Here is a 20520-nt window from a genome sequence, read left to right as displayed (position 1 = left end):
GTAGAGCGCGGTCACCAGGTCACCCCGAGGCTTCGGGCGGCGGCCAGGCCGCTGGCGGCGCCGTCCTCGTGGAACCCCCACCCGTGGTAGGCGCCCGCGAAGGCGATGCGGTCGTCGGACAGCTGCGGAAGGAGCCGCTGCGCGGCGACAGCCTCAGCGGTGTAGAGCGGGTGCTCGTAGGTCATCTCGGCGAGGACCGTGCTGGGGTCGACGCGGTGAGCACCGTTGAGTGTCACGAGGATTCGCTGCTGGTCGCCCCGCGGCAGGCGCATCAGCCGGGTGAGGTCGTAGGTGACCAGCACGCCGTGCTGATCCTCGTCCGGGAGCCGGTAGTTCCACGACGCCGACACGCGACGCCGGGTCGGCAGCAGGCTGCTGTCGGTGTGCAGCTGGGCCGGGTTGGTCGAGTAGGTGATCGCCGACAGCACGGCCTCCTCCAGGGCGTTCGGCTCGGGGAGCATGCGCAGGGCCTGGTGCGGGTGCGTGGCGATGACGACACCGGCGTACGTCCGCGTGCCGTGCGGGTCGGTGACCTCGACGCCGGCGTCGGTGCGGCGGACCTCGCGCACAGGGCTCGAGAGCCGGATCGCGCTGACGTTCTTGAGAACTCGGTCGACGTAGGCCCGCGACCCGCCGACGACCGTGCGCCACGTCGGCGACCCGCTGACGCTGAGCATGCCGTGGTGCTCGAGGAAGGTGAGCAGGCTGCGGGCGGGGTAGCGCAGCGCGTCGGCGGCGTCGCACGACCAGACCGCCGCGACGAGCGGTCGCAGGAACATCTGGTGGAACGTGTCGCTGAACCCCAGGCCCCCGGCCCACTCGCCCACGCTGGTCGACACGCTGGTCGAGTAGGGCGGAGCGCTAGCGGAGCCCGTATCGAGACCCTTGTCCGCCAACAGGTTTCGCGCCTCTCGGTGGAAGCGCCGGACCTCGACCAGCATCCGCCAGTACGCCGGGCTCGCCGCCGTGCGCGGGTCGCCGAGGATCCCGCGCACCCCTGGCCGCCGGCGTACTGCCAACGCCGGGGCCCGCCGCTGACCGACATGCTCATGTCGGTCGGCTGGGTCGCGACGTCCAGCTCGGCGAACAGCCGGCACAGCGTGGGGTAGGTGCGGTCGTTGTGCACGATGAACCCGCTGTCGACGGGCACGACCTGACCGCCGGGGAGCGTGACGTCGTGGGTGTGGGCGTGCCCGCCCGGGCGCGCGTCGGCCTCGTAGATCGTGACCGGGCCGGCGCCCGACAGCACGTAGGCCGCGACGAGGCCGCTGACCCCCGAGCCGACGACGGCGTACTGCGGGGCCGTCATCGGAACTCGACCAGTCCGAGCGGCTCGCTCGTGGGTTGCCTTGACCCGCCTGCGGGTTCGACGGTCATCCCGGCTCCGACGGCCTGCGCCGCGTCGCCCGAGAGGAGCATCGTGACGGTGCCGTCCTCGGAGCGCGGGACGAGCCCGGCCGACACCATCGACCCGTCGGGCTGCTGCAACCACATCTGGTAGGCGCGACCCGCGGGGGCGTTGGGCAGCGACGTGGAGTGCAGCACGGCGCGCGCCTGCGAGGGCGAGCGGAAGATCGTGACCGACCCGTCCGCCATGCGCATGGTGTACTGCCGCGCGTCCGGCGCGTCGGTCACCTGGGTGACCGCGACCTGCGTCGGGTCGGGGAGTCCCACGGGGACCACACGCCCACGCCGCCGATCGCGACCGCGGCGGCCGCCGCGGCGCCCAGCAGCCACGGAGCACGGCGGCGACGGCGTGCGGCGAGCTCGTCGGCCGGCTGCTCCGGGCGTACGTCGTCGCCGGGCTCGGCGCTCGCGGTCGCCGGCGCCTCGGCCGCCGTCTCGGACCCGGCCGCTGTCCCGGACCCGGCCGCCGGCGTCTCCGGCGCGGGCGGGAGCGGGCGCGTGCGGCGTACTTCGTCCAGGACGGAAGCGCGGAGCCGCGCGGGCGGCGCGGTCTCGGTGAGCGCGCTGAGCCCCGTGGCGGCGTCGCGCAGGGACTGCAGCTCCGCGTCGTGCTCGGGGTGCTCGGCGAGGTAGCGCTCGACCTCGGCACGCTCGGCGTCGTCGACCGCGTCGAGCGCGTAGGCGCCGAGCAGCTGGTAGGTGTCGGCGGCGTTCATCGCTCGACTCCCATCGTGTCGCGCAACCGGATGAGTCCATCGCGGATGCGGGTCTTGGCGGTGCCCAGCGGCAGGTCGAGCAGCCGCGCGACCTCGGTGTGCGTGTAGCCGCCGAAGTAGGCCAGCTCCACGGCCTGGCGCTGGGTCTCGGTCAGGCCGGCGAGGGCCTTGCGGACGCGCTGGGCGTCGAGTCCGCGGTGGGCCTGCTCGGCAGTGGTGTCGTACGCCCGTGGCTCGGTCTGTTGCTGGTAGTCCTCGTCGCGCCGGGTGGCCGCCTGGACGCTGCGGACCCGGTCGACGGCCCGGCGGTGGGTGAGGGTGAGCAACCAGGACAGGGCGCTGCCCCTGGCGGGCTCGAACCGGGCGGAGTGGCGCCAGACCTCCAGGAAGGTCTCCTGCGTGACCTCCTCGGCGTGGGCGGGGTTGCGCACCACGCGCAGGGCCAGGCCGTAGACGCGCGGGCTGGTGGCGTCGTAGAGCGTCGCGAAGGCGTCGTCGTCGCCGCGGGCGCAGCGGCGCAGCAGCGCGGCGAGGTCGGCACCGCCCCCGGCGTCGGACGCCGCGAGCGGCCGCGGTCCCTCGTCGTCGGGGGCGGGCGACATGTGGCTCATCGTCGCGCCCCGAGCGGGGTGAGCGGGGGGTTCATGCCCGGTGGTTCGGAGCGGCCGGGCCGGCGGATGGGTCTGGTGGGGAAACCGTTGGTGGGCCGGGTCGGTGGACGAGCGAGCCGTCACCCGACGGGACCGTAACTTTCTGCTGTGCACAGTGTGTGGATCGTGTTTGCCCAGGTCAGAGCGTCGTACGACGGTCTCGCCGACGCGTTGTCCACAGAGTTGTCCACGGCTTGTGCACAACTACGACGCCGTTGTCCGCAAGTTCTCCACAGGCCCGTCCACAGGCCTTGACGCGAGCGGCCCCCGTCAGTTGGGCGTGTCGCCGGAGGCCGTCCTACCGTCGGGCGGACGTGTTGCTTGTCGGTGCCGGGTGGTCTCATCTCTGCTGTCAGCAGCGAGCTGAGCCGACCGGTGCGAAGGAGGATCTCGGGTGTCGATCGCCGAGCTCGAAGGGGCCTATGACGCCCCGAGCGATGGTCCCTCCGACGAGCGTGTCCCGCCGCAGGACGTCAGTGCCGAGCAGTCGGTGCTGGGCGGGATGCTGCTGTCCAAGGACGCCATCGCCGACTGCGTCGAGGCGGTCAGGGGCACCGACTTCTACCGCCCCGCGCACGAGGTCATCTGGGACGCGATCCTGGATCTGTACGGCCGGGGCGAGCCCGCCGACGCCATCACCGTCGCCGACGAGCTGAACAAGCGGGGCGAGCTGGGTCGCGCGGGCGGGCCGGCATACCTGCACCAGCTGATCCAGGGCGTGCCGACCGCGGCGAACGCGGGCTACTACGCCCAGATCGTCGCCGAGCGGGCGGTGCTGCGGCGCCTGGTCGACGCGGGCACCCGCATCGTGCAGATGGGTTATGCCCAGGGCGGCGGTGACGTCGAGGACCTGGTCAACGCGGCGCAGGCGGAGGTCTACGCCGTGGCCGACAAGCGCGGCGGCGAGGACTACGTCCGGCTCGGCGAGGTCATCGAGTCGACCGCCGACGAGATCGAGGCGGCGTCGTCGACCTCGGGCGAGATGATCGGCGTCCCAACGGGATTCACCGATCTCGACACGCTCACGAACGGCCTGCACCCGGGGCAGATGATCGTGCTGGCAGCTCGGCCTGCCGTCGGCAAGGCGCTCGCGCTGGACACCCCGCTGCCGACGCCGACCGGCTGGACGACCATGGGCGAGGTCGCGGTGGGCGACGAGCTCATCGGTGCCGACGGCCTGCCGACGCGGGTGGTGGCCGCGACCGAGGTGATGCACGAGCGCCCGTGCTTCGAAGTCGAGTTCTCCGACGGCACGGTGATCGTGGCGGACGAGCAGCACCAGTGGTCGGTCCGGCTCGACGGCGCGGAGCCGCAGATCGTGACGACCGGCGTGCTGGCCGGTCATCCGGGTGTGGTCGAGGTGCGCCGGGCGGCGTTCGGGGCGGTCCAGGTGTGGAAGGTCGAGGCCGTGCGCCCGGTCGCGTCGGTCCCCGTGCGCTGCGTCGAGGTCGACAACGCCTCGCACCTCTACCTCGCGTCGCGCGCGATGATCCCGACGCACAACTCCACGCTCGGCCTCGACGTGGTGCGGTCGGCCGCGATCAAGCACAACCAGGCCGCCGTCATCTTCAGCCTGGAGATGAGCAAGTCCGAGATCACCATGCGTCTGCTGTCGGCCGAGGCCGAGATCCAGCTGCAGCACATGCGCAAGGGGCAGATGCGCGACACCGACTGGACGCGCCTGGCCGCCACGATGGGCAGGGTCTCGGACGCGCCTCTGTTCATCGACGACTCGCCGAACATGTCGCTGATGGAGATCCGGGCGAAGTGCCGTCGGCTCAAGCAGACGAACAACCTCAAGCTGGTGGTCATCGATTACCTGCAGCTGATGACCTCGGGCAAGCGCGTCGAGTCGCGTCAGCAGGAGGTCTCGGAGTTCTCCCGTGCCCTGAAGCTGCTGGCCAAGGAGATCGACGTCCCGGTCATCGCGATCAGCCAGCTGAACCGTGGACCCGAGCAGCGCACCGACAAGCGGCCGCAGATGAGTGACCTTCGCGAATCGGGGTGCCTGACGGCAGACACGCGTCTGCTTCGAGCGGACACCGGCGCGGAGGTGACCATCGGCGAGCTGGCGAAGTCGGGCGCTCGCGACGTCCCGGTGTGGGCGTTGGACGACTCGCTGCGCTACGTTGCCCGCCCGCTGACACACGCCTTCTCGACCGGGACGCGGCCGGTCTTCCGGATGACGCTCGCCTCGGGCAAGACCGTGCGCGCGACGGAGAACCACCGGTTCCTGACGTACGACGGCTGGAAGCAGCTGGGTGATCTGCACGCGGGCGATCGGATCGCTGTCCCGCGTCACGTCCCCGCGCCGGAGCAGCACGAGGCGTTCGGTGACGATGCGTGGGTGCGCACCATGGCGCTGCTCTGGTCGAGCAAGACGCCGTACGACCCGACAGACGCCGACCTGGTGACCCGCGGGTGCAACCTCGGCGTGGACATGGTGCCCGAGGCAGAGCGCGAGCTGATTCCGGATCTGTTCCACATGCCGAAGCGCCAGATCGGGGTGTTCGTCGACGCGCTGTGGCGGCTGGACGGCCGGGTGGCGTGGCTCGACGGTGAAGGATTCGTGTCGCTGCGCGCGCAGTCGCGGAGACTGCTCGACGGCGTGTCGCAGCTGCTGCTGCGGTTCGGCATCTCGACGCGAATCACGCGCGGCAGGAACGGTTTTCAGCTCCACCTCGAGGGTGTCGACGATCAGCGGCGGTTCCTGCAGGAGGTCTACCGCCATGGCGAGTCGACCCACCAGTCGGAGGCGCTGCTGGCGCACGTGCGCGAGCAGACTGCAGCCCGCGACGCGGCATCGGTGAGCACCTCGCTGCACGACGGTCTGGCCACCGCGGTCTTGGAGCGCCAGGGGCAGGAGGGGTCGCTGGGCGCGGTCGCCACTCTCCTCGACGAGTCGGCGCTCGACCTCGACGCGGTCAACGACGTGCACTGGGACCCGATCGGATCGATCGAGCTCGACGGCCTCGAAGAGGTCTACGACGCCACGGTGCTCGGCTCGCACAACTTCATCGCCAACGGCATCGCCGCACACAACAGCATCGAGCAGGACGCCGACATGGTGATCCTCTTGCACCGCGAGGACTCCTTCAACAAGGAGTCCGAGCGCGCCGGCGAGGCCGATCTGATCGTGGCGAAGCACCGAAACGGCCCCACCGACACGATCGTGGTGGCGTTCCAGGGGCACTACAGCCGCTTCACCAACATGGCCCAGAGCTTCTGAGTCGCTGCGGACTGAGATCGCTGCGCCGCTCGCCCCGGGCGGGGAGCGGCACGCTACCCGGCCTATCGTGGTTGTCGACCAGTCGTTGCTGGTGTTGAGGAGATGTGCCTGCTGGGTTGGATCCCCAACGGTCCTCATGCCCCGCGCGAGCGCGCGGGGGCGTCCGCGCAATGTCGCTGTCGGGAAACGCATGAACGATGTACCTGCAGGGTTCGAGGGCAGCCAGTCCGTGCTACTGTGACGCCCGTGACAAGGCAGCAGGCTTCCTTCGAGGACTTCTTCTTCGAAATGACCGGACACCGGCCGTACCTCTGGCTGGTGCAGGTCGCTGAAGCGCTGCGTCGGGGGATCCACCCAGGACCCTCACTGTCCCAACCGGATATGGGAAGACATCGGTGATGCTCGCCTGGCTGTGGGCGCTGGCCCAGGATCTGGGCCGCCCCGCAGGGCAGCAGCGCATCGTGCCGATGCGGTACGTCGTGGTGGTCGATCGGCGTGTTGTCGTCGATGACACTGTCGTGTCCGCCGAGCGCTGGATCGAGAAACTCAAGCGCGCTGAGACGCCCGCGGTTGCTGCGGTCGCAGATGCGTTGCGACTTGGTGGCGACGGCGAGTCTGAACCTCCGCTCGTGTCGCTGTCGATTCTGCGGGGCGGGCTGTCAGTACGTCCTCAGATCGCGGCACATCCGGCTGCGCCAGGGATCATCGTGGGCACGGTGGACCTGGTCGGTTCGGCCCTTCTCGGGCGCAGTTACGTGGGCTCGCTGGGTCGCCGTCCCATCGACATGGCGCTGCTGGGCGCAGACTCGCTGCTGGTGCTCGACGAGGCGCACCTGTCGGGACAGCTGGACCGGACCCTGCAGGTGCTCGAACGCCAGCAGCAGGACGAAGGCTGCCTGGGCGGGTCCATCCCCCTCGCCGGGTGATGCGGATGACGGCCACGCCCAGTGCAGGTGATGGCGGTCTCCAGTTCGACCGCGAAGCAGAGATCCGTGCCCAGCCCGAGGTCGGTGATCGGATCCGCCGCCGCGCGGACATGCCGGTGGTGGTCGAGCACGTGGAGGCCAGCACGGGGGACCAAGGGATGGCTCAAGCTGTCTCGGGTCTGACCGTCGAGCCGGGGGAGTCGTACCTCGTCTTCGCCAACACTCCTCAACGGGCGAAAGTTCTTGCCTCCACCCTGCGCGCCCGACACCGCGACGCCGAGGTCGTTCTGCTGGTGGGCGGGATGCCGAACACGTTCCAGAAGCACGTGCTTCGCCGTCTGGCATCGGTCAGGACGGGTGAACCGCGGCGGGGGCCGGAGACCAAGCCCCTCATCGTGGTCGCGACCCAGACTCTTGAGGTCGGAGCCGACCTCGACTTCGACCACGTCCTGATGCCGATTGCATCGGCTGCGGCCATCATTCAGCGTCTCGGACGAGTGAACCGAGTGGGTGTCCGCTCGGGTGGCTCGGTGCGGATCGTCGTCGGTGAGGGGAAGCCCGAACCTGTCTATGGAGAGGCCGCCGCTGACCTGGGCGCAGCGCTGCTGGCGTCAGCACCGACTACCGTTGCCGAGCTCGTCAGCATCCTCGAGGGGCCAGAGCACGCGCCGGCACCCGTTGCGACGGCGGTGCTACCGCGGTTCGTCTTCGACTCGTACGTTTCCACTGGGCGCTCGCCCTACGAAGCGCCGGTCGGTCGGTGGTTGCGCTCCCCGGATGATCCCGCTGCGGAGGTCAGCGTCGCCTTCCGCCGTTCGGTGGCAATCTCCGAGTTGTGGCCGGGTAGGGACTCTGTTGCGGCTTCAGCCGCGGCGGACAACCCACTGGTCGCTCACCTGAAGCGGCACCCGCCTCACCCTGACGAGACCTGGACCGTCCCGATCGCCCTGGCCCGCGAGCTGTGCGCGCGGAATCCGTTCGTCCTGGTTGATCCCGCCACCAGGATGCCGCAGCTGTCGCCACCAGCAGCCAGCCTCCGCCCGGGTTCGGTTGTCGTGCTGCCGCCGCAGTCAGACGCCTTCGGAATCGAAGGAGCCGGTGTGGATCTCGTGGACGGGCAGCCTTCGGTTGACGACGCCGCACCAGGCGCTGCCATCGGGCGTTTCGAGCTGGCTTTCGAGCCCGACGAATCCCGATACGAAGGCGAGTACGAGATGGTCGAGCTGGTGGACGAGGGGGCGACTCGACCGGTTGGTTCGAGATCACGCCCGTTGCGCCCGACCCCGACGAGGTGGTGCTCGCGGAGCCGTACGGCTTGGACGACCACCAGATGGACGTCGAGGAGAAGGTCCGAGAATGGTGCTCCCGGCTCGCGCTGCCAGAGGCACTCACCGCAGACCTGGCGCTCGCGGCACAACGTCATGACGAGGGCAAGCGAGACAAAAATTTACAGCATGCATTGCGTCACCGACGGTGCCCTGACGGGAACTACGTCGTGGAACAGCCGGCGGAGGACATCGGGAAGTCCGCGCTGGCTCGGCGCGACTGGCGATGGGTGCAGCGGCAGTCCGGTGTGCCGAGAGGATGGCGCCACGAAGCCGACTCCGTCGTCCGGTTCGAAGCGGCGCGGGCCGCTGGTGAGGTGAGCCCCCACGATCCCGCGTTGGTCCGGCATCTGATCCTGACCCACCACGGGTCGTTCCGCCCGTACGGCCCGCTGCTCGAGGGCCCGGACGCCCCACCGCTGCAGGACCCCACCACGGACGAGTGGGCCACCCGCGTCGACGAGTTCAACCAGCTCGTGCGCACTTACGGCCCCTACTCGCTCGCGCTCGCCGAGGCGATCGTGCGCCTCGCAGACTGGGCGGCTTCCCGGAGGTTGGCATGACGACGTGGAAACTGACTGCGCTCGATGGTGGCCACCCGTCCGGCTTCCTTGCTGCGCTCGGCCTCGCGGCGCTGTCTGGCGGAAAGCTCTCCTTCCCGGAGTCGGGCACTCCCGCACTCACGCAGGAGGACGGGGCGGATGATGTTGCCGGCTCGGTCGTGGAGCAGCTGGAGAGCCTCACGGCGCCGGAGAACTTCCCGCTGCCCGACGTGGCGCCCCTTCGGTCGACGACACCGGCTTGGTCCGCGTTGGCTGACCTGTGCGCCCAGTCGTGGGACAGCCCGGCCGTTGATGATGTCCTGCGAACGATGGATGTCGGCGGGACCAAGGGCGGCGCCACCGTCCCGGCAGATCCCCAGGTCAAGTCGGCCGCTCTCATGCTCATCTCGGGGCGCAGCTACGTCCGAAAGTCCTGTGCAGACCTGTGGCCGCCCGCGAAGAAGGGAAAGGATCCGGCCCAGCACCGTGCGCAACAACGGCAGCAGCTGCTCGACGACGTGCATGCCCTCCTGGATGGGAACGCTCCCCGATTCATTACCGACTCGATGGTCCTGAGGTTCTCCGTAGCGGAGACATCCCCCGGCTGACGCTCGGGACTGAGTCGGCGGCGGCCGTGCCTGTCGTGGAGCTGCTGGCTCTCGTGGGCGTGCTCCAACTCCTGCCCGGCACCCTCGACGTGGAAGGGGGCCCTGGGCTCGTGTGGAGCCTCAACCCCGCCCCGTTGGGGGCACCTTCCGTGGCGCAGCTCGTGATCAACGGCGTCCATCCCGCGTCGTGGCCCACCTTCACCGCGTCGGTCCGGTCGATCGGCGGCGGCACCAAAGCATCCAGGTTCGACTCGATCAGAAGGGTTTCATCGTCATGACCGACCTCGTCGTCGACTACCCGTTGTCCACCGACCTGCTCAAGACCATCGCGCAGCCGGAGGCCACGCACGGCTGGTTCTGCAAGCTGCTCCCCGACATGCACGGTCGTTCGGCGGGCATCCGCATCGACACCGGATCGCAGTTCCGGGTCGACCTGCCATCCGACCCCCTGGGCGAACCGGGAGACGTGCGGTTGCGAGTGCGCAGCTCGGGCGCAACAGTGCCCGGAGCGCGACCGGTCGAGACGCCACCCCTGGAGCCGGGAACGCGCTGCGTCGCGCTCGTGGCCGCGGAGAAGCGGAACACCGTCGACGGTGGTGTACGCGTGCGACCGGTGGCCGACGAGGAGATGGGCGCCTGGGCAACCGGCCTGCTCGAGCGGCACGGGATCAGCGTCGACGACCTGTCGTGGTCGGCGGCGCGCGGTTACGGCGTGCGGGGCGAGCGTCGGGTCCGGTTCACGGTGCGAGACCTGTCGTTCGTCGTCGGGGACCTGGCTAGGGACGCGGCCAACAAGGTTTTGGCCAACGGGATCGGGCGCGGTAGGGCGTACGGCTTAGGGATGGTCGTGCCGGTCTCAGTGGCCGGCCTCCTGGCAGGAGTGAAGGCATGAAGACGCAGAAGTTCGTCGATCTCGTCCAGGGCTGGATCGCCGACCGCGGCGCCGCGGGACTGCAGTTCACCACCGGATTCGAGTCGTTGATCGGCGACACCGTGACACCCCCAGCCGGCACCATGCGGGCCGACGGACGGGTGGTCGAGGGCGAGTTCACGCTGCCGGACGGCAAGGTGGCCGTCACGATCGACTCGTGGGGATCGCAGGCCTCCCGCATGGAGGCGGCGGTGGAGGCGATCGCCGAGGACATCGGGTACCCGCTCGTCAGGTTCGTCGACCAGGACGGTGACCTGCTCACCACCTCGGTCCGCCTCTCGCACCGTCAGGCTGACGCCACGTGGCGCGCCGCACGGGTGCAGCTGGAGGAAGCGGGCATTCCGTTCCAGGAGATCCAGCAAGCCACCACGTCCAACGCAGGGGCACTCGCGCGGTGGTTCCCGACGAGCCCGATCTTCGGTTGGTGGCACTCGCACACGGTCAGCCAGAAGAACCTGGATCGCAACACCAAGGCCTTTGGCAAGGAGCTCGCGGAGGCATTCGAGGGATACGCCAAGGTGCACAGCGACGCGAGGTCCGCTCGGATCGTGACGGCTGAGATTGTCGCGACCGGCGTGGCCAGACGGCACCGTATGGCCGCGAAGCAGGACACCCTGTTCGGCCCTCAGGCCAAGCAGGGTTCGGGCAAGAACGACGTCGGTCCGAGTGCGTTGGGGCTGGGCTCGATGCCGCCGACCGCGATCGAGAAGGCGCCTGTCGACGTGACGTACGAATCCATCGTCGGTCACTGGTTCCTGTCGTTCTCGGGCCTCCGACGGTTCGGCTGGTCCGACCAGGACGCCGCTGGCGCCAACGCCCTCATGGTTGCGCTGGCTCTGCTTCTTCGCGAAGTCGCCGCACAGGACGCGTTGCTTCGAGCCGGGACCGAGCTCCGCATCGTGAACGCGCCCAGGGCCACTCTGATCCGGCACGCCACGGGCGGCGAGGAGGTGGACCTCCCCAGCGGCGAGCAGCTGGTGGCACTGGTCCGTGAGCTGGGCGCTCGAGTTGGGTGGAAGGGCCCGGTCACGGTGACGATCCCGCCGAAGTCGATCCTCGGCCAGCTCCTCGAGAAGTCCGACCCGGAGCTGGTGGAGGCGGACGGCGGTGCCTGACCTGGTGGTCGACGTCCGCTTCCCACTCGGCGAGTTTCAAGCCCACGACGAACGCGGGTTGGCGGAGTGGCCGCCCTCGCCTGCCCGGCTTGCGAGTGCCACCCTGGCGACGGCGTACGGCCGCGGCGAGGGGGTCGAGGCTGCCAGGGCCATGTTTGCCCTGGCGCCCCCGACTGTGCTGGTCCCCCCAGCGGGGAACGTGCGGGAAATGTCACGACGTGGGTGCGCGTCGATGCCGATCTCGACCTCACCACCGGGCGCATCGAGCGCGGTGGTCTCACCGGCACGATCAGCAAGCCCGCGCGCCGTGGGACGACCGTGGGCGACGGGTGTGTGTCGTACGTCTTCGCGGACGTGCCGTTGGACCCAGCCGAGCTGAGCGACCTGCAAGGAGTGATGGCCGAGATCCCTTACCTGGGGCGCCCGACGTCTCCCGCCGTGGTGGATGCGCACGTGCTCGAACGGGCGGACGTTGCCGCCATGTCGAGAAGTCGTGAAGTGTGGTCGCCGGCGGACCATGGCGCCCGCATGTTGCGGGTCGCGACCTCGAGCTTGCTGGACGCCCTCGACAAGCGCGAGGAGCAGCGCAGGGCGTTTGGTCGCCCGGGCTTTCATCCCTCGCTCGGTGCCCGCCCGACGGCGACCTATTCGGTGAGTGCAACCAGTGAGACGGCCGAGGTCGAGTCGTGGACCCCGGCGCGACTCGGCGACGTGCAGCGGTGGTGGGACGACGCCGTCGTCTACTGGTTCACCCCTCTCGCCGCGCCAGAAGCGTTGCTAGCGCTGGGTTCTCAGTTGTCGGGTGACGTGCTTGCGGTGCCGGTTCTGGTGACTCAGAGCCGTCGAGGGTTGGAAACACATGGTCTGCGTGAGGTCTTGGTCCGCGGGCAGGGGCCGGAGGCGCTGTACTTGGTGCGGGACGGTGACGTTGGCGTCGCACGTCCGCGGCGAGACAACCTCAACTCGGCGCGGAAGCTGGTGCTCAAGCGTGTCCTGGGTCGGTCTGCGGCCTGGACCACGCAGATTCCGGTGCCGGCTGAGCGAAGCCGGCTCACAGATGAGTGCCAACGTCTGGCTGAGCAACACGGCGCTCAGCTGCAGGAAGTCACTGTGCACGACGTCGCTCGGGACGAGCGCGCGCCGCAGGTGGACTTCCACCCCGGTCTGACTCATGTCTCGTTGCTCCTTGATCGGGAGGTCATCGGTCCGCTTCAACTGGGTGCGTTTGCGCTGGAACCCGTGGGCGCGCGAACTGAATGAGAATGCGCCATCAGTCGCGCATCGTTGCAGGTCAGGAAGTGTCCGCCCCGCGCACGCGGGGGTAGAGGGCCGATCGCCTGGTTCCCGAGCGCGAGCCGCGCGTCCGCCCCGCGCACGCGGGGGTAGAGGTAGCCCTCGGCGACCTCGTCGAGGGTGTCGGAGGTCCGCCCCGCGCACGCGGGGGTAGAGGGGCGATGGGACTGTGATCAACATCGAGGACAAGGTCCGCCCCGCGCACGCGGGGGTAGAGGCCGGGGTGGCCGAGATTCCGAAATGGCCGCTCGGTCCGCCCCGCGCACGCGGGGGTAGAGGTGGCGTAGATCGCCCCAGGGATGGGCGCAAGACGTCCGCCCCGCGCACGCGGGGGTAGAGGGTCCGAGATCGAGGGCTGGGGCTACGCCGTCCCGTCCGCCCCGCGCACGCGGGGGTAGAGGGGACGCGGCCGCCGAGAAACGCCGCAGCATGCCGTCCGCCCCGCGCACGCGGGGGTAGAGGGGTGCAGGCGCCGATGACGGTCCCGGCCACCTCGTCCGCCCCGCGCACGCGGGGGTAGAGGGTGCCCGGCCGGGACGGTGATCGTGTCGGTGCTGTCCGCCCCGCGCACGCGGGGTAGAGGGGTCCTCGACATGCTCAAGGGCTGGCTCGGTGGGTCCGCCCCGCGCACGCGGGGGTAGAGGCGCCATCGCCCGCTTGCACTCGGCTGGTTCGAGGTCCGCCCCGCGCACGCGGGGGTAGAGGGGCGACGCCCTCGACGGTGAAGTCCGAGCCGGAGTCCGCCCCGCGCACGCGGGGTAGAGGCATCGTCAAGGGTCTGCTGCCCTCGACGGGTGGGTCCGCCCCGCGCACGCGGGGGTAGAGGGACTCCCCGATCAAGGTCGAGATCAAGTTCGACTGTCCGCCCCGCGCACGCGGGGGTAGAGGCGGGGCCCACCCCGGGGACTCGGCCGCCCAGGTGTCCGCCCCGCGCACGCGGGGGTAGAGGCACCTGGGAGAAGTCCTGCTCGCCCCGCACGCCGTCCGCCCCGCGCACGCGGGGGTAGAGGGTCGGCCATGGCGACACGGCACGCGGCGTCGATGTCCGCCCCGCGCACGCGGGGGTAGAGGCGGCGCGGTGCACGTCGGCCCACAGCTCGCGGCGTCCGCCCCGCGCACGCGGGGGTAGAGGGGGCGCCCGGCGCTACATCACCAAGAGCGCCAAGTCCGCCCCGCGCACGCGGGGGTAGAGGCTGCAGGTTGGAGTCGAAAAAATTTCGTCCTTGGTCCGCCCCGCGCACGCGGGGGTAGAGGGTGCGGCTCGATCCCAGACGGGTACCGCGTCGAGTCCGCCCCGCGCACGCGGGGGTAGAGGCCGTCCCGGGTGCCCGGTCGAGAACGCCCGCACGTCCGCCCCGCGCACGCGGGGGTAGAGGCCCTCGCACGGCTGCACAGCAGCACCTGACCCCGTCCGCCCCGCGCACGCGGGGGTAGAGGGACCACCGCGGGGAACGTGCACCCGTGGCGCATGTCCGCCCCGCGCACGCGGGGGTAGAGGCCTGTGCTGGTGGGAGGGCGTGGACGTGCAGACGTCCGCCCCGCGCACGCGGGGGTAGAGGCCCGTTCGCCACGGACGTGCAGAACGGGCTGCTGTCCGCCCCGCGCACGCGGGGGTAGAGGGGTCGTCGTCAAGTGACCATTGCACCCGACGACGTCCGCCCCGCGCACGCGGGGGTAGAGGCTGGTACCCGTCGAGCTCGTAGGTGCCGTCCTGGTCCGCCCCGCGCACGCGGGGGTAGAGGCCATCCGTGCGCCGGATCTGGGACAGCGCGAACGTCCGCCCCGCGCACGCGGGGGTAGAGGGTCGACGCCGGCCGGGAGGGGGTAGCGCGTCGGGTCCGCCCCGCGCACGCGGGGGTAGAGGCGTGTACGCGAGCCCGTAGCGGATCGCGCGCGGGTCCGCCCCGCGCACGCGGGGGTAGAGGCATTCCGCCGGTGCCGTCGGGCTTCACGATCGCGTCCGCCCCGCGCACGCGGGGGTAGAGGCTCGGCTCGTACGGGCGCTGTCGGTCGCGGTGCGTCCGCCCCGCGCACGCGGGGGTAGAGGCATCCTCGCGTCGCTGCGGTACGTGACGATGGAGTCCGCCCCGCGCACGCGGGGGTAGAGGGCATGACTGAGATTGACGGAGAGGTGTACCTCAAGTCCGCCCCGCGCACGCGGGGGTAGAGGCGTCTCGCTCTTCTTGTAGGCGATGACCAGCCCGTCCGCCCCGCGCACGCGGGGGTAGAGGGTCCGCACGGACCTCGGCGCACAGGGCGCACCGGTCCGCCCCGCGCACGCGGGGGTAGAGGCGAGCTTCGCCTCAAAGCGAACTGGCGCCGCCGGTCCGCCCCGCGCACGCGGGGGTAGAGGCGCCAGGGCGGTCTCGTTGCGGGTGCTCTGCGTGTCCGCCCCGCGCACGCGGGGGTAGAGGCTTCGCGAGCTGCCGCACGCACGTCTTCTTCGCGTTCGCCCCGCGCACGCGGGGGTAGAGGCCTGGGCTCAAGGGGCGGCGCGTGTGCCGCACCGTCCGCCCCGCGCACGCGGGGGTAGAGGGCTGCCGCATGGTCGGCCGCGACGGCAGGTGGAGTCCGCCCCGCGCACGCGGGGGTAGAGGTGACTAATCCCGGCACCAAACTGGCAAGGAATCGTCCGCCCCGCGCACGCGGGGGTAGAGGCTCTCCCGCCTCGATGCGCTGCCGTAGCGCGTCGTCCGCCCCGCGCACGCGGGGGTAGAGGCCACGTCATCGGCCAGCACCGGCGCGACAACCTGTCCGCCCCGCGCACGCGGGGGTCGAGGTGCCGCCGCCCAGCTCGGACGGTCGGGCCTGGGGTCCGCCCCGCTCACGCGGGGGGTCGAGGGAGTTCCCCGCCAGCTAGCCCGGCACGGGTTCGTCCGCCCCGCGCACGCGGGGGTCGAGGCCACGGCCACATCGGTCTGATGCCGGGGCGCAGGTCCGCCCCGCGCACGCGGGGGTCGAGGCCGCCGCGCCCGTTTCAGCCCGTGTCGGCCCTTGTCCGCCCCGCGCACGCGGGGGTCGAGGCCGGCGCGGCGTCGGCGACTACGAGCGGCACCTGTCCGCCCCGCGCACGCGGGGGTAGAGGGACCGCAGGCCCGGGCCGGTCGATGACGCCGCGGTCCGCCCCGCGCACGCGGGGGTAGAGGTAAGCCCCCGGAGGATCGAAGGCATGGACGAGCGTCCGTCCCGCGCACGCGGGGGGGGTAGAGGGGGCGGGCACGTGAGGCTCGCCGCTGCCGGAGTCCGCCCCGCGCACGCGGGGGTAGAGGGGCGCCCGACCCGGTGGTCAGGATCGACGGGCGTCCGCCCCGCGCACGCGGGGGTAGAGGTGCGCCGGCGGTGGCGGCGGCGCTGAACGGCATGTCCGCCCCGCGCACGCGGGGTAGAGCCCCGCTGTGCGGGCTCATGCCTCTGCCGTCTCCGTCCGCCCGCGCACGCGGGGGTAGAGGGCCGGCATCCGCCGGCGGAGCCGCGCTCGGGGTGTCCGCCCCGCGCACGCGGGGGTAGAGGCCACGTCAGCCTCGCCACCGGCTCCCAGTGGGAGGTCCGCCCCGCGCACGCGGGGGTAGAGGCCACGTCAGCCTCGCCACCGGCTCCCAGTGGGAGGTCCGCCCCGCGCACGCGGGGGTAGAGCCCCGCTGTGCGGGCTCATGCCTCTGCCGTCTCCGTCCGCCCGCGCACGCGGGGGTAGAGGGCCGGCACGCGCCGGCGGAGCCGCGCTCGGGGTGTCCGCCCCGCGCACGCGGGGGTAGAGGGCTCGAGGAGACCTGGGAGCAGGTCTACGCCGGGTCTGCCCCGCGCACGCGGGGGTAGAGGCGCATCGGACTTGAACATCACGTTCGCCCAAGAGTCCGCCCCGCGAGCGCGGGGGTCGAGGGGCTCCACGCGCGAGGCGGGAGCTACACCGGACGTCCGCCCCGCGAGCGCGGGGGTCGAGGCTGGTGGCTACTCGCGCGGGCGGCGGGGTTGCGTCCGCCCCGCGAATGCGGGGGTCGAGGGGCGTGGACCGCGCCGGCGAGGTGGGCCCAGGCGTTCTCCCCCGCGAGTGCGGGGGTCGAGGCGACTGCTCGCATCCTCGGGTGCAGCGCAGGAGGTTCGCCCCGCGAGTGCGGGGGTCGAGGGTTCGACGTGGCCAAGCAGGCTGAGCGTGAGGAGTTCGCCTCGCCGAGTGCGGGGTCGAGCGACTAGACAAAGCGCGACGCTCGGGCCCTGTCGTCCGGCAGGAAATCCCGAGCCTCACTTCCCGGTCCCTCGCAAGGGGGGCGTTGCACTGCATTCTACTCCCCCGCGTGCGCGGGGGTCGAGGCGTGCCGGGACGATCAGGGACGCCCCGCGCACGCCTCGTCTCCTACAGAGTCCCCGGCCGCGGCTGCTGGTGCGGGCCGTACGGATACCCGGGCTCTCCCGGGAACGCACCGTTCACGTCCCAGGTCAGCTGGTACGCCGGCACCGAGTACTCCGGCGGCCGCTGGTAGAACCGGTTCGCACTGAACAGCATCGCGCCGGGGTTGGGGAACTCCTCGACACGTGCCCGACCGCAGCCGTCGCCGAACTCGAGGATCTCCCCGGGCATCATCACCTTGCCCGCCTTGACCTCGGCGAAGCACCAGTTCAGCATCCCGCCCGCCGAGCTGGGGGCCAGCCCGAAGACGATCAGCTCCGGGTGGCCGAGGCCGAAGAACCCCGTCGAGTAGCAGAAGCTCGCCGACTTCGTCTCCGGCTCCGCCCCCACGTACTGCAAGAAGCACCCGTGCTCGCGGATGCAGTCGCGCACCATGGCGTCCTCCTGGTCGAGCCACGCCTGGGTCTGTGCGTCGTTCATCTTCATCTCCCCTCCGTCGAATGACGGGACCGTACGAGCGAGGTGTGACAGCCCTCGCCGGACGAGCGGCTCGCACCCGCCCTCAGCGGCTGTCGCGATCCGCACGAAAGGTGTCGTTCGCGGCACTCGTCTCTGCCGGTTCGGCGTCCGTAGCGTCGTCGACGCACGCGACCGGCCCCGAAGCAGAAGGAACGAACCATGACCGACCTGCCCGCCCCCACCACGCCCTACCTGGAGCCCGAGGCCAAGAAGCTCGCCGAGGACACCGACCCGCACCCGCGCATCTACGAGCTCCCGCCGGAGGAGGGGCGCAAGATCCTCAGCGACCTGCAGAGCGGCGAGGGCGTCGAGCGCCCCGAGGTCGACGAGGAGTGGGTCGACGTCGACGCCGGCGAGTGGGGCACGGTGCGCACCCGCATCATCAAGCCCAAGGGTGCGACCGGCCCGCTGCCCGTCGTGTTCTACATCCACGGGGCGGGCTGGGTCTTCGGCGACGACAAGACCCACGACCGCATCTTCCGCGAGCTGTCCGTCGGAGCCGGCGCCGCCGGCGTCTTCCCGGTGTACGACTGGGCTCCGGAGAAGGGGTACCCCACCCAGGTGGAGCAGAACTACGCCGTCGGCCAGTGGCTGCAGAAGAACGGCGCCGACTACGGGCTCGACACCTCCCGCGTCGCCGTCGCCGGCGAGTCCGTCGGCGGCTGCATGTCGGCCGTCTTCGCGCAGATGAACAAGGACCGCGGCGGGCTGGAGCTGAAGGCCCAGATCCTGCTCTACCCGGTGACCGGCCCCGACTTCGACACGCAGTCCTACCACCAGTTCGCGGAGCACTACTACCTCACCCGCGACGGAATGAAGTGGTTCTGGGACGCCTACACGACCGACGAGAGCAAGCGCGAGGAGAAGTACGCCTCCCGCTGCGCGCCACCCTCGAGGACCTCAAGGGTCTGCCGCCCGCCCTCGTCATCACCGCCGAGGCCGACGTCCTGCGCGACGGCGGCGAGCTGTACGCCAACAAGCTCCGCGAGGCCGGCGTCGAGGTGACCGCCGTCCGCATCAGCGGCACGGTGCACGACTTCATGCTGCTCGACGCCCTGCGCGACACCCCGGCCACCAACGTCGCCCGCAAGCTCGCGGTCGACGCCGTGCGGGAGGCTCTCCAACCACAGCGGTGAGTCATGCGCCCGGGTGAGCGGGGGCGTACCGACAATTCCGGTATGCCCCGCGCACCACCGGCCGCACGTCACCCCGCCCGAGGAGACTCCGATGAGCCCGACCGCGACCGGACCGCACGTCGACGACACCGGCGCGCGCGTCGTCGGCGAGATCGGCCTGCTCGAGTACGACGACGCTCAGGTGTCGGCGATCCACGGGCTGCGCGACATCTTCCGCGTCGCCAGCGAGTACGCCGTCCAAGCCGGCGACCCGCCCCGCGTCATCCGGGTCAGCACCTGGCGCGTCCGCGTGACCGACGACGGCCCGGCCATGGAGTGCACCTCGGACACCCACCCCGGCCTCGAGCACCGGCTGAGCCACGTCGTCATCCCGCCCAGCCTCGTCGTGCCCGAGCTGATGAGGTCGGCCGGCGCGCTCACCGACTGGCTCGTCGGGCTCCGGTCCGACGGCACGATCTTGTGCGCGGTGTGCGCCGGGGTCTTCGTCCTCGCCGAGACCCACCTGCTCGACTCCCGCGACGCCACCACCCACTGGGCGTTCGCCGAGGAGCTGGCGCGCCGATACCCCGAGGTGCGCGTCGACGCGTCACGGATGGTGCTCGACGACCTCGACATCGTGACCGCTGCGGGCATCCTCGCCTGGGTCGACCTGGGGCTCACGCTGGTCGACCGGATGCTCGGGCCCAGCGTCATGCTGCACACGGCGCGCTTCGTCCTCGCCGACCCGCCGCGTCGCCAGCAGTCCCTCTACCAGGAGTTCACGCCGCGCCTGCAGCACGGCGACACCGACATCCGCGAGGTGCAGACGCACCTGCACGCCCACCTGCACGAGCCGCTGTCCGTCGAGGACCTCGCGCGCGCTGCGGCCCTGCACCCGCGCACCCTTCAACGTCGGTTCAAGCAGGCCACCGGTCTCACCGCGACGGAGTACCTCCAGGCCGCCCGCATCGCCAAGGCCCGCGAGTCGCTCGAGCTCACCACCGACTCGGTCGGCGAGATCTCGCGCAGCGTCGGCTACCTCGACGTGTCGAACTTCCGCCGGCTCTTCCAGCGGGCCACCGGCGTGACGCCGTCGGAGTACCGGAACCGGTTCAGCATCGCGTCCCGCGCGGGCGTTCAAGACCGGCCCGTTCTGTAGACGGATTCGTCTACAGGTGTGACCATGGGCCCATGGCCGACACCACGACGATCCGCATCAGCAGGGAAACGCACGCTCGCGTGACCCGGCTGGCCGCCGAGCGCCACGAGACCCTCGACGAGACCGTCAGCCGCGCCATCCGCGCTCTTCGTCAGGACGCCATGGCAGAAGATCTGCAGGCCGAGCTCACGGACGAAGAGACGGCATGGCTCGATGCTGACGCCGGGTGATGTCATCGAGCTGGACCTCGGCGCACCGGTCGACAGTGAAGCGGGGCTGCGCCGCCCGGCCGTCATCATCACAGCAGAGCGCATCCTCCGGGGCCGACCCAACGTGGTTCAGGTCGTCCCGCTGACGCGCACTCTGCGCGAGAGCGGGACCGAGGTGACCATCGAGGCGGATGACCACAACGGGCTGCAGGCTCGATCGGCGGCGCAGTGCCAGCACGTGCGCTCCATCGCTACCTCTCGTATCACCGAACGTGGCGGCAACGTCGGGCCGGTGGCCCTGCGCGATGTGCGCGAGACGCTGGCGATCCTGCTCGATCTGTGGCGTGAGTGAGTGGTCGCAGCCGGTGCGCTGACACCTCAGTCGGCGAGGATCCGCTCGATGCCCTCGCGGTAGGTCCGGGCCCGAGCACTCT

The 20520-nt window shown here is 71.1% G+C and carries 17 protein-coding genes, 2 pseudogenes and 3 CRISPR repeat arrays; of the genes and pseudogenes, 13 read left to right on the top strand and 6 right to left on the bottom strand.

Translation table 11 applies throughout. From position 1 onward, the window contains the following. Positions 1-11: 11 nt before the first annotated feature. The 5 genes and pseudogenes from QUE40_RS17065 to sigK all read right to left on the bottom strand — a co-directional run bounded on the left by QUE40_RS17065 (position 12) and on the right by sigK (position 2725). Positions 12-995, bottom strand: a complete 984-nt coding sequence (locus QUE40_RS17065; RefSeq protein ID WP_350227002.1) for an NAD(P)/FAD-dependent oxidoreductase — start codon at positions 993-995, stop codon at positions 12-14. A gap of 107 nt (positions 996-1102) precedes the next feature. Beyond that, positions 1103-1309: pseudogene (locus QUE40_RS17060) on the bottom strand (NAD(P)-binding protein); the annotation flags it as partial. After that, entirely contained in the window at positions 1306-1635 is a 330-nt protein-coding gene (locus tag QUE40_RS19790) for an anti-sigma factor (protein WP_433997020.1), read from the bottom strand. The pseudogene QUE40_RS17060 and the gene QUE40_RS19790, both read right to left, overlap by 4 nt. Next, entirely contained in the window at positions 1632-2123 is a 492-nt protein-coding gene (locus tag QUE40_RS19785; protein WP_433997019.1) for an RskA family anti-sigma factor, read from the bottom strand. The genes QUE40_RS19790 and QUE40_RS19785 overlap by 4 nt, the downstream gene beginning before the upstream one ends. Next, positions 2120-2725 carry an ECF RNA polymerase sigma factor SigK gene (sigK, locus tag QUE40_RS17050; protein ID WP_289231732.1) on the bottom strand — a complete coding sequence of 202 codons (606 nt, stop codon included), beginning with the start codon at positions 2723-2725 and terminating at the stop codon, positions 2120-2122. The genes QUE40_RS19785 and sigK overlap by 4 nt, the downstream gene beginning before the upstream one ends. Before the next feature lie 442 nt (positions 2726-3167). Between sigK and dnaB the strand changes: the two genes are divergently transcribed. The 8 genes from dnaB (at position 3168) to QUE40_RS17010 (ending at position 12709) form a co-directional block, all read left to right on the top strand. After that, a complete protein-coding gene (gene dnaB / locus QUE40_RS17045) occupies positions 3168-6002 on the top strand; it encodes a replicative DNA helicase (RefSeq protein ID WP_289231731.1) in 2835 nt (944 codons plus the stop codon). A gap of 398 nt (positions 6003-6400) precedes the next feature. Beyond that, positions 6401-6928 (top strand): hypothetical protein, encoded by a 528-nt coding sequence (locus QUE40_RS17040; protein ID WP_289231730.1) that lies wholly within the window; start codon positions 6401-6403, stop codon positions 6926-6928. A 5-nt stretch (positions 6929-6933) separates the two neighbouring features. Next, positions 6934-8574, top strand: a complete 1641-nt coding sequence (locus QUE40_RS17035; RefSeq protein ID WP_289231729.1) for a helicase-related protein — start codon at positions 6934-6936, stop codon at positions 8572-8574. Between the two features lie 17 nt (positions 8575-8591). Then, a complete protein-coding gene (locus QUE40_RS17030) occupies positions 8592-8816 on the top strand; it encodes a hypothetical protein (RefSeq protein ID WP_289231728.1) in 225 nt (74 codons plus the stop codon). Next, positions 8813-9403, top strand: coding sequence for a hypothetical protein (locus tag QUE40_RS17025; protein WP_289231727.1), 591 nt, complete (start codon positions 8813-8815; stop codon positions 9401-9403). The genes QUE40_RS17030 and QUE40_RS17025 overlap by 4 nt, the downstream gene beginning before the upstream one ends. A 274-nt stretch (positions 9404-9677) precedes the next feature. Further along, positions 9678-10295 (top strand): hypothetical protein, encoded by a 618-nt coding sequence (locus tag QUE40_RS17020; protein ID WP_289231726.1) that lies wholly within the window; start codon positions 9678-9680, stop codon positions 10293-10295. After that, positions 10292-11449 carry a type I-G CRISPR-associated RAMP protein Csb1/Cas7g gene (gene cas7g / locus QUE40_RS17015; RefSeq protein WP_289231725.1) on the top strand — a complete coding sequence of 386 codons (1158 nt, stop codon included), beginning with the start codon at positions 10292-10294 and terminating at the stop codon, positions 11447-11449. The genes QUE40_RS17020 and cas7g overlap by 4 nt, the downstream gene beginning before the upstream one ends. Before the next feature lie 222 nt (positions 11450-11671). Further along, the gene (locus QUE40_RS17010; protein WP_289231724.1) at positions 11672-12709 is read left to right on the top strand and encodes a hypothetical protein; all 1038 of its coding nucleotides are present in this window, start codon (positions 11672-11674) and stop codon (positions 12707-12709) included. Between the two features lie 40 nt (positions 12710-12749). Beyond that, positions 12750-13447: direct repeats of the CRISPR family, unit length 28 nt; unit sequence GTCCGCCCCGCGCACGCGGGGGTAGAGG. A gap of 92 nt (positions 13448-13539) precedes the next feature. Next, positions 13540-15522: direct repeats of the CRISPR family, unit length 28 nt; unit sequence GTCCGCCCCGCGCACGCGGGGGTAGAGG. A gap of 93 nt (positions 15523-15615) precedes the next feature. Further along, a CRISPR array of direct repeats spans positions 15616-16071; the repeat unit is 28 nt; unit sequence GTCCGCCCCGCGCACGCGGGGGTAGAGG. A 1019-nt stretch (positions 16072-17090) separates the two neighbouring features. Here QUE40_RS17010 and QUE40_RS17005 read toward each other — a convergent pair. Beyond that, a complete protein-coding gene (locus tag QUE40_RS17005) occupies positions 17091-17564 on the bottom strand; it encodes a DUF4262 domain-containing protein (RefSeq protein WP_289231723.1) in 474 nt (157 codons plus the stop codon). Between the two features lie 198 nt (positions 17565-17762). Between QUE40_RS17005 and QUE40_RS17000 the strand changes: the two are divergent. The 5 genes and pseudogenes from QUE40_RS17000 to QUE40_RS16980 all read left to right on the top strand — a co-directional run. After that, positions 17763-18586: pseudogene (locus QUE40_RS17000) on the top strand (alpha/beta hydrolase); the annotation flags it as partial. 18 nt (positions 18587-18604) lie between these two features. Further along, complete coding sequence (locus QUE40_RS19495; protein WP_350227183.1) at positions 18605-18739, top strand: hypothetical protein; 135 nt, start codon at positions 18605-18607, stop codon at positions 18737-18739. Positions 18740-18830: 91 nt separating this feature from the next. Next, positions 18831-19877, top strand: a complete 1047-nt coding sequence (locus QUE40_RS16990) for a GlxA family transcriptional regulator (protein WP_289231721.1) — start codon at positions 18831-18833, stop codon at positions 19875-19877. A 32-nt stretch (positions 19878-19909) separates the two neighbouring features. Then, positions 19910-20107 carry a hypothetical protein gene (locus QUE40_RS16985; protein ID WP_289231720.1) on the top strand — a complete coding sequence of 66 codons (198 nt, stop codon included), beginning with the start codon at positions 19910-19912 and terminating at the stop codon, positions 20105-20107. Then, positions 20091-20438: a type II toxin-antitoxin system PemK/MazF family toxin gene (locus QUE40_RS16980; RefSeq protein ID WP_289231719.1), complete on the top strand. Its 348-nt coding sequence runs from the start codon at positions 20091-20093 to the stop codon at positions 20436-20438. The genes QUE40_RS16985 and QUE40_RS16980 overlap by 17 nt, the downstream gene beginning before the upstream one ends. The last annotated feature ends 82 nt before the right edge of the window (positions 20439-20520 follow it).

This window comes from Barrientosiimonas endolithica, assembly GCF_030296655.1.
GTDB classification, from domain to species: Bacteria; Actinomycetota; Actinomycetes; order Actinomycetales; family Dermatophilaceae; genus Barrientosiimonas; species Barrientosiimonas humi.
The sequence above is the reverse complement of the archived record's forward strand: the minus strand, read 5'-3'. Positions and strand labels throughout refer to the sequence as shown.

Coding starts and splice junctions, on each gene's coding strand:
- QUE40_RS19785 (WP_433997019.1), bottom strand. CDS start 2,123: ATGAACGCCGCCGACACCTACCAGCTGCTCGGCGCCTACGCGCTCGAC.
- sigK (WP_289231732.1), bottom strand. CDS start 2,725: ATGTCGCCCGCCCCCGACGACGAGGGACCGCGGCCGCTCGCGGCGTCC.
- QUE40_RS17040 (WP_289231730.1), top strand. CDS start 6,401: ATGCTCGCCTGGCTGTGGGCGCTGGCCCAGGATCTGGGCCGCCCCGCA.
- QUE40_RS17035 (WP_289231729.1), top strand. CDS start 6,934: ATGACGGCCACGCCCAGTGCAGGTGATGGCGGTCTCCAGTTCGACCGC.
- QUE40_RS17025 (WP_289231727.1), top strand. CDS start 8,813: ATGACGACGTGGAAACTGACTGCGCTCGATGGTGGCCACCCGTCCGGC.
- QUE40_RS17020 (WP_289231726.1), top strand. CDS start 9,678: ATGACCGACCTCGTCGTCGACTACCCGTTGTCCACCGACCTGCTCAAG.
- cas7g (WP_289231725.1), top strand. CDS start 10,292: ATGAAGACGCAGAAGTTCGTCGATCTCGTCCAGGGCTGGATCGCCGAC.
- QUE40_RS17005 (WP_289231723.1), bottom strand. CDS start 17,564: ATGAACGACGCACAGACCCAGGCGTGGCTCGACCAGGAGGACGCCATG.
- QUE40_RS16990 (WP_289231721.1), top strand. CDS start 18,831: ATGAGCCCGACCGCGACCGGACCGCACGTCGACGACACCGGCGCGCGC.
- QUE40_RS16985 (WP_289231720.1), top strand. CDS start 19,910: ATGGCCGACACCACGACGATCCGCATCAGCAGGGAAACGCACGCTCGC.
- QUE40_RS16980 (WP_289231719.1), top strand. CDS start 20,091: ATGCTGACGCCGGGTGATGTCATCGAGCTGGACCTCGGCGCACCGGTC.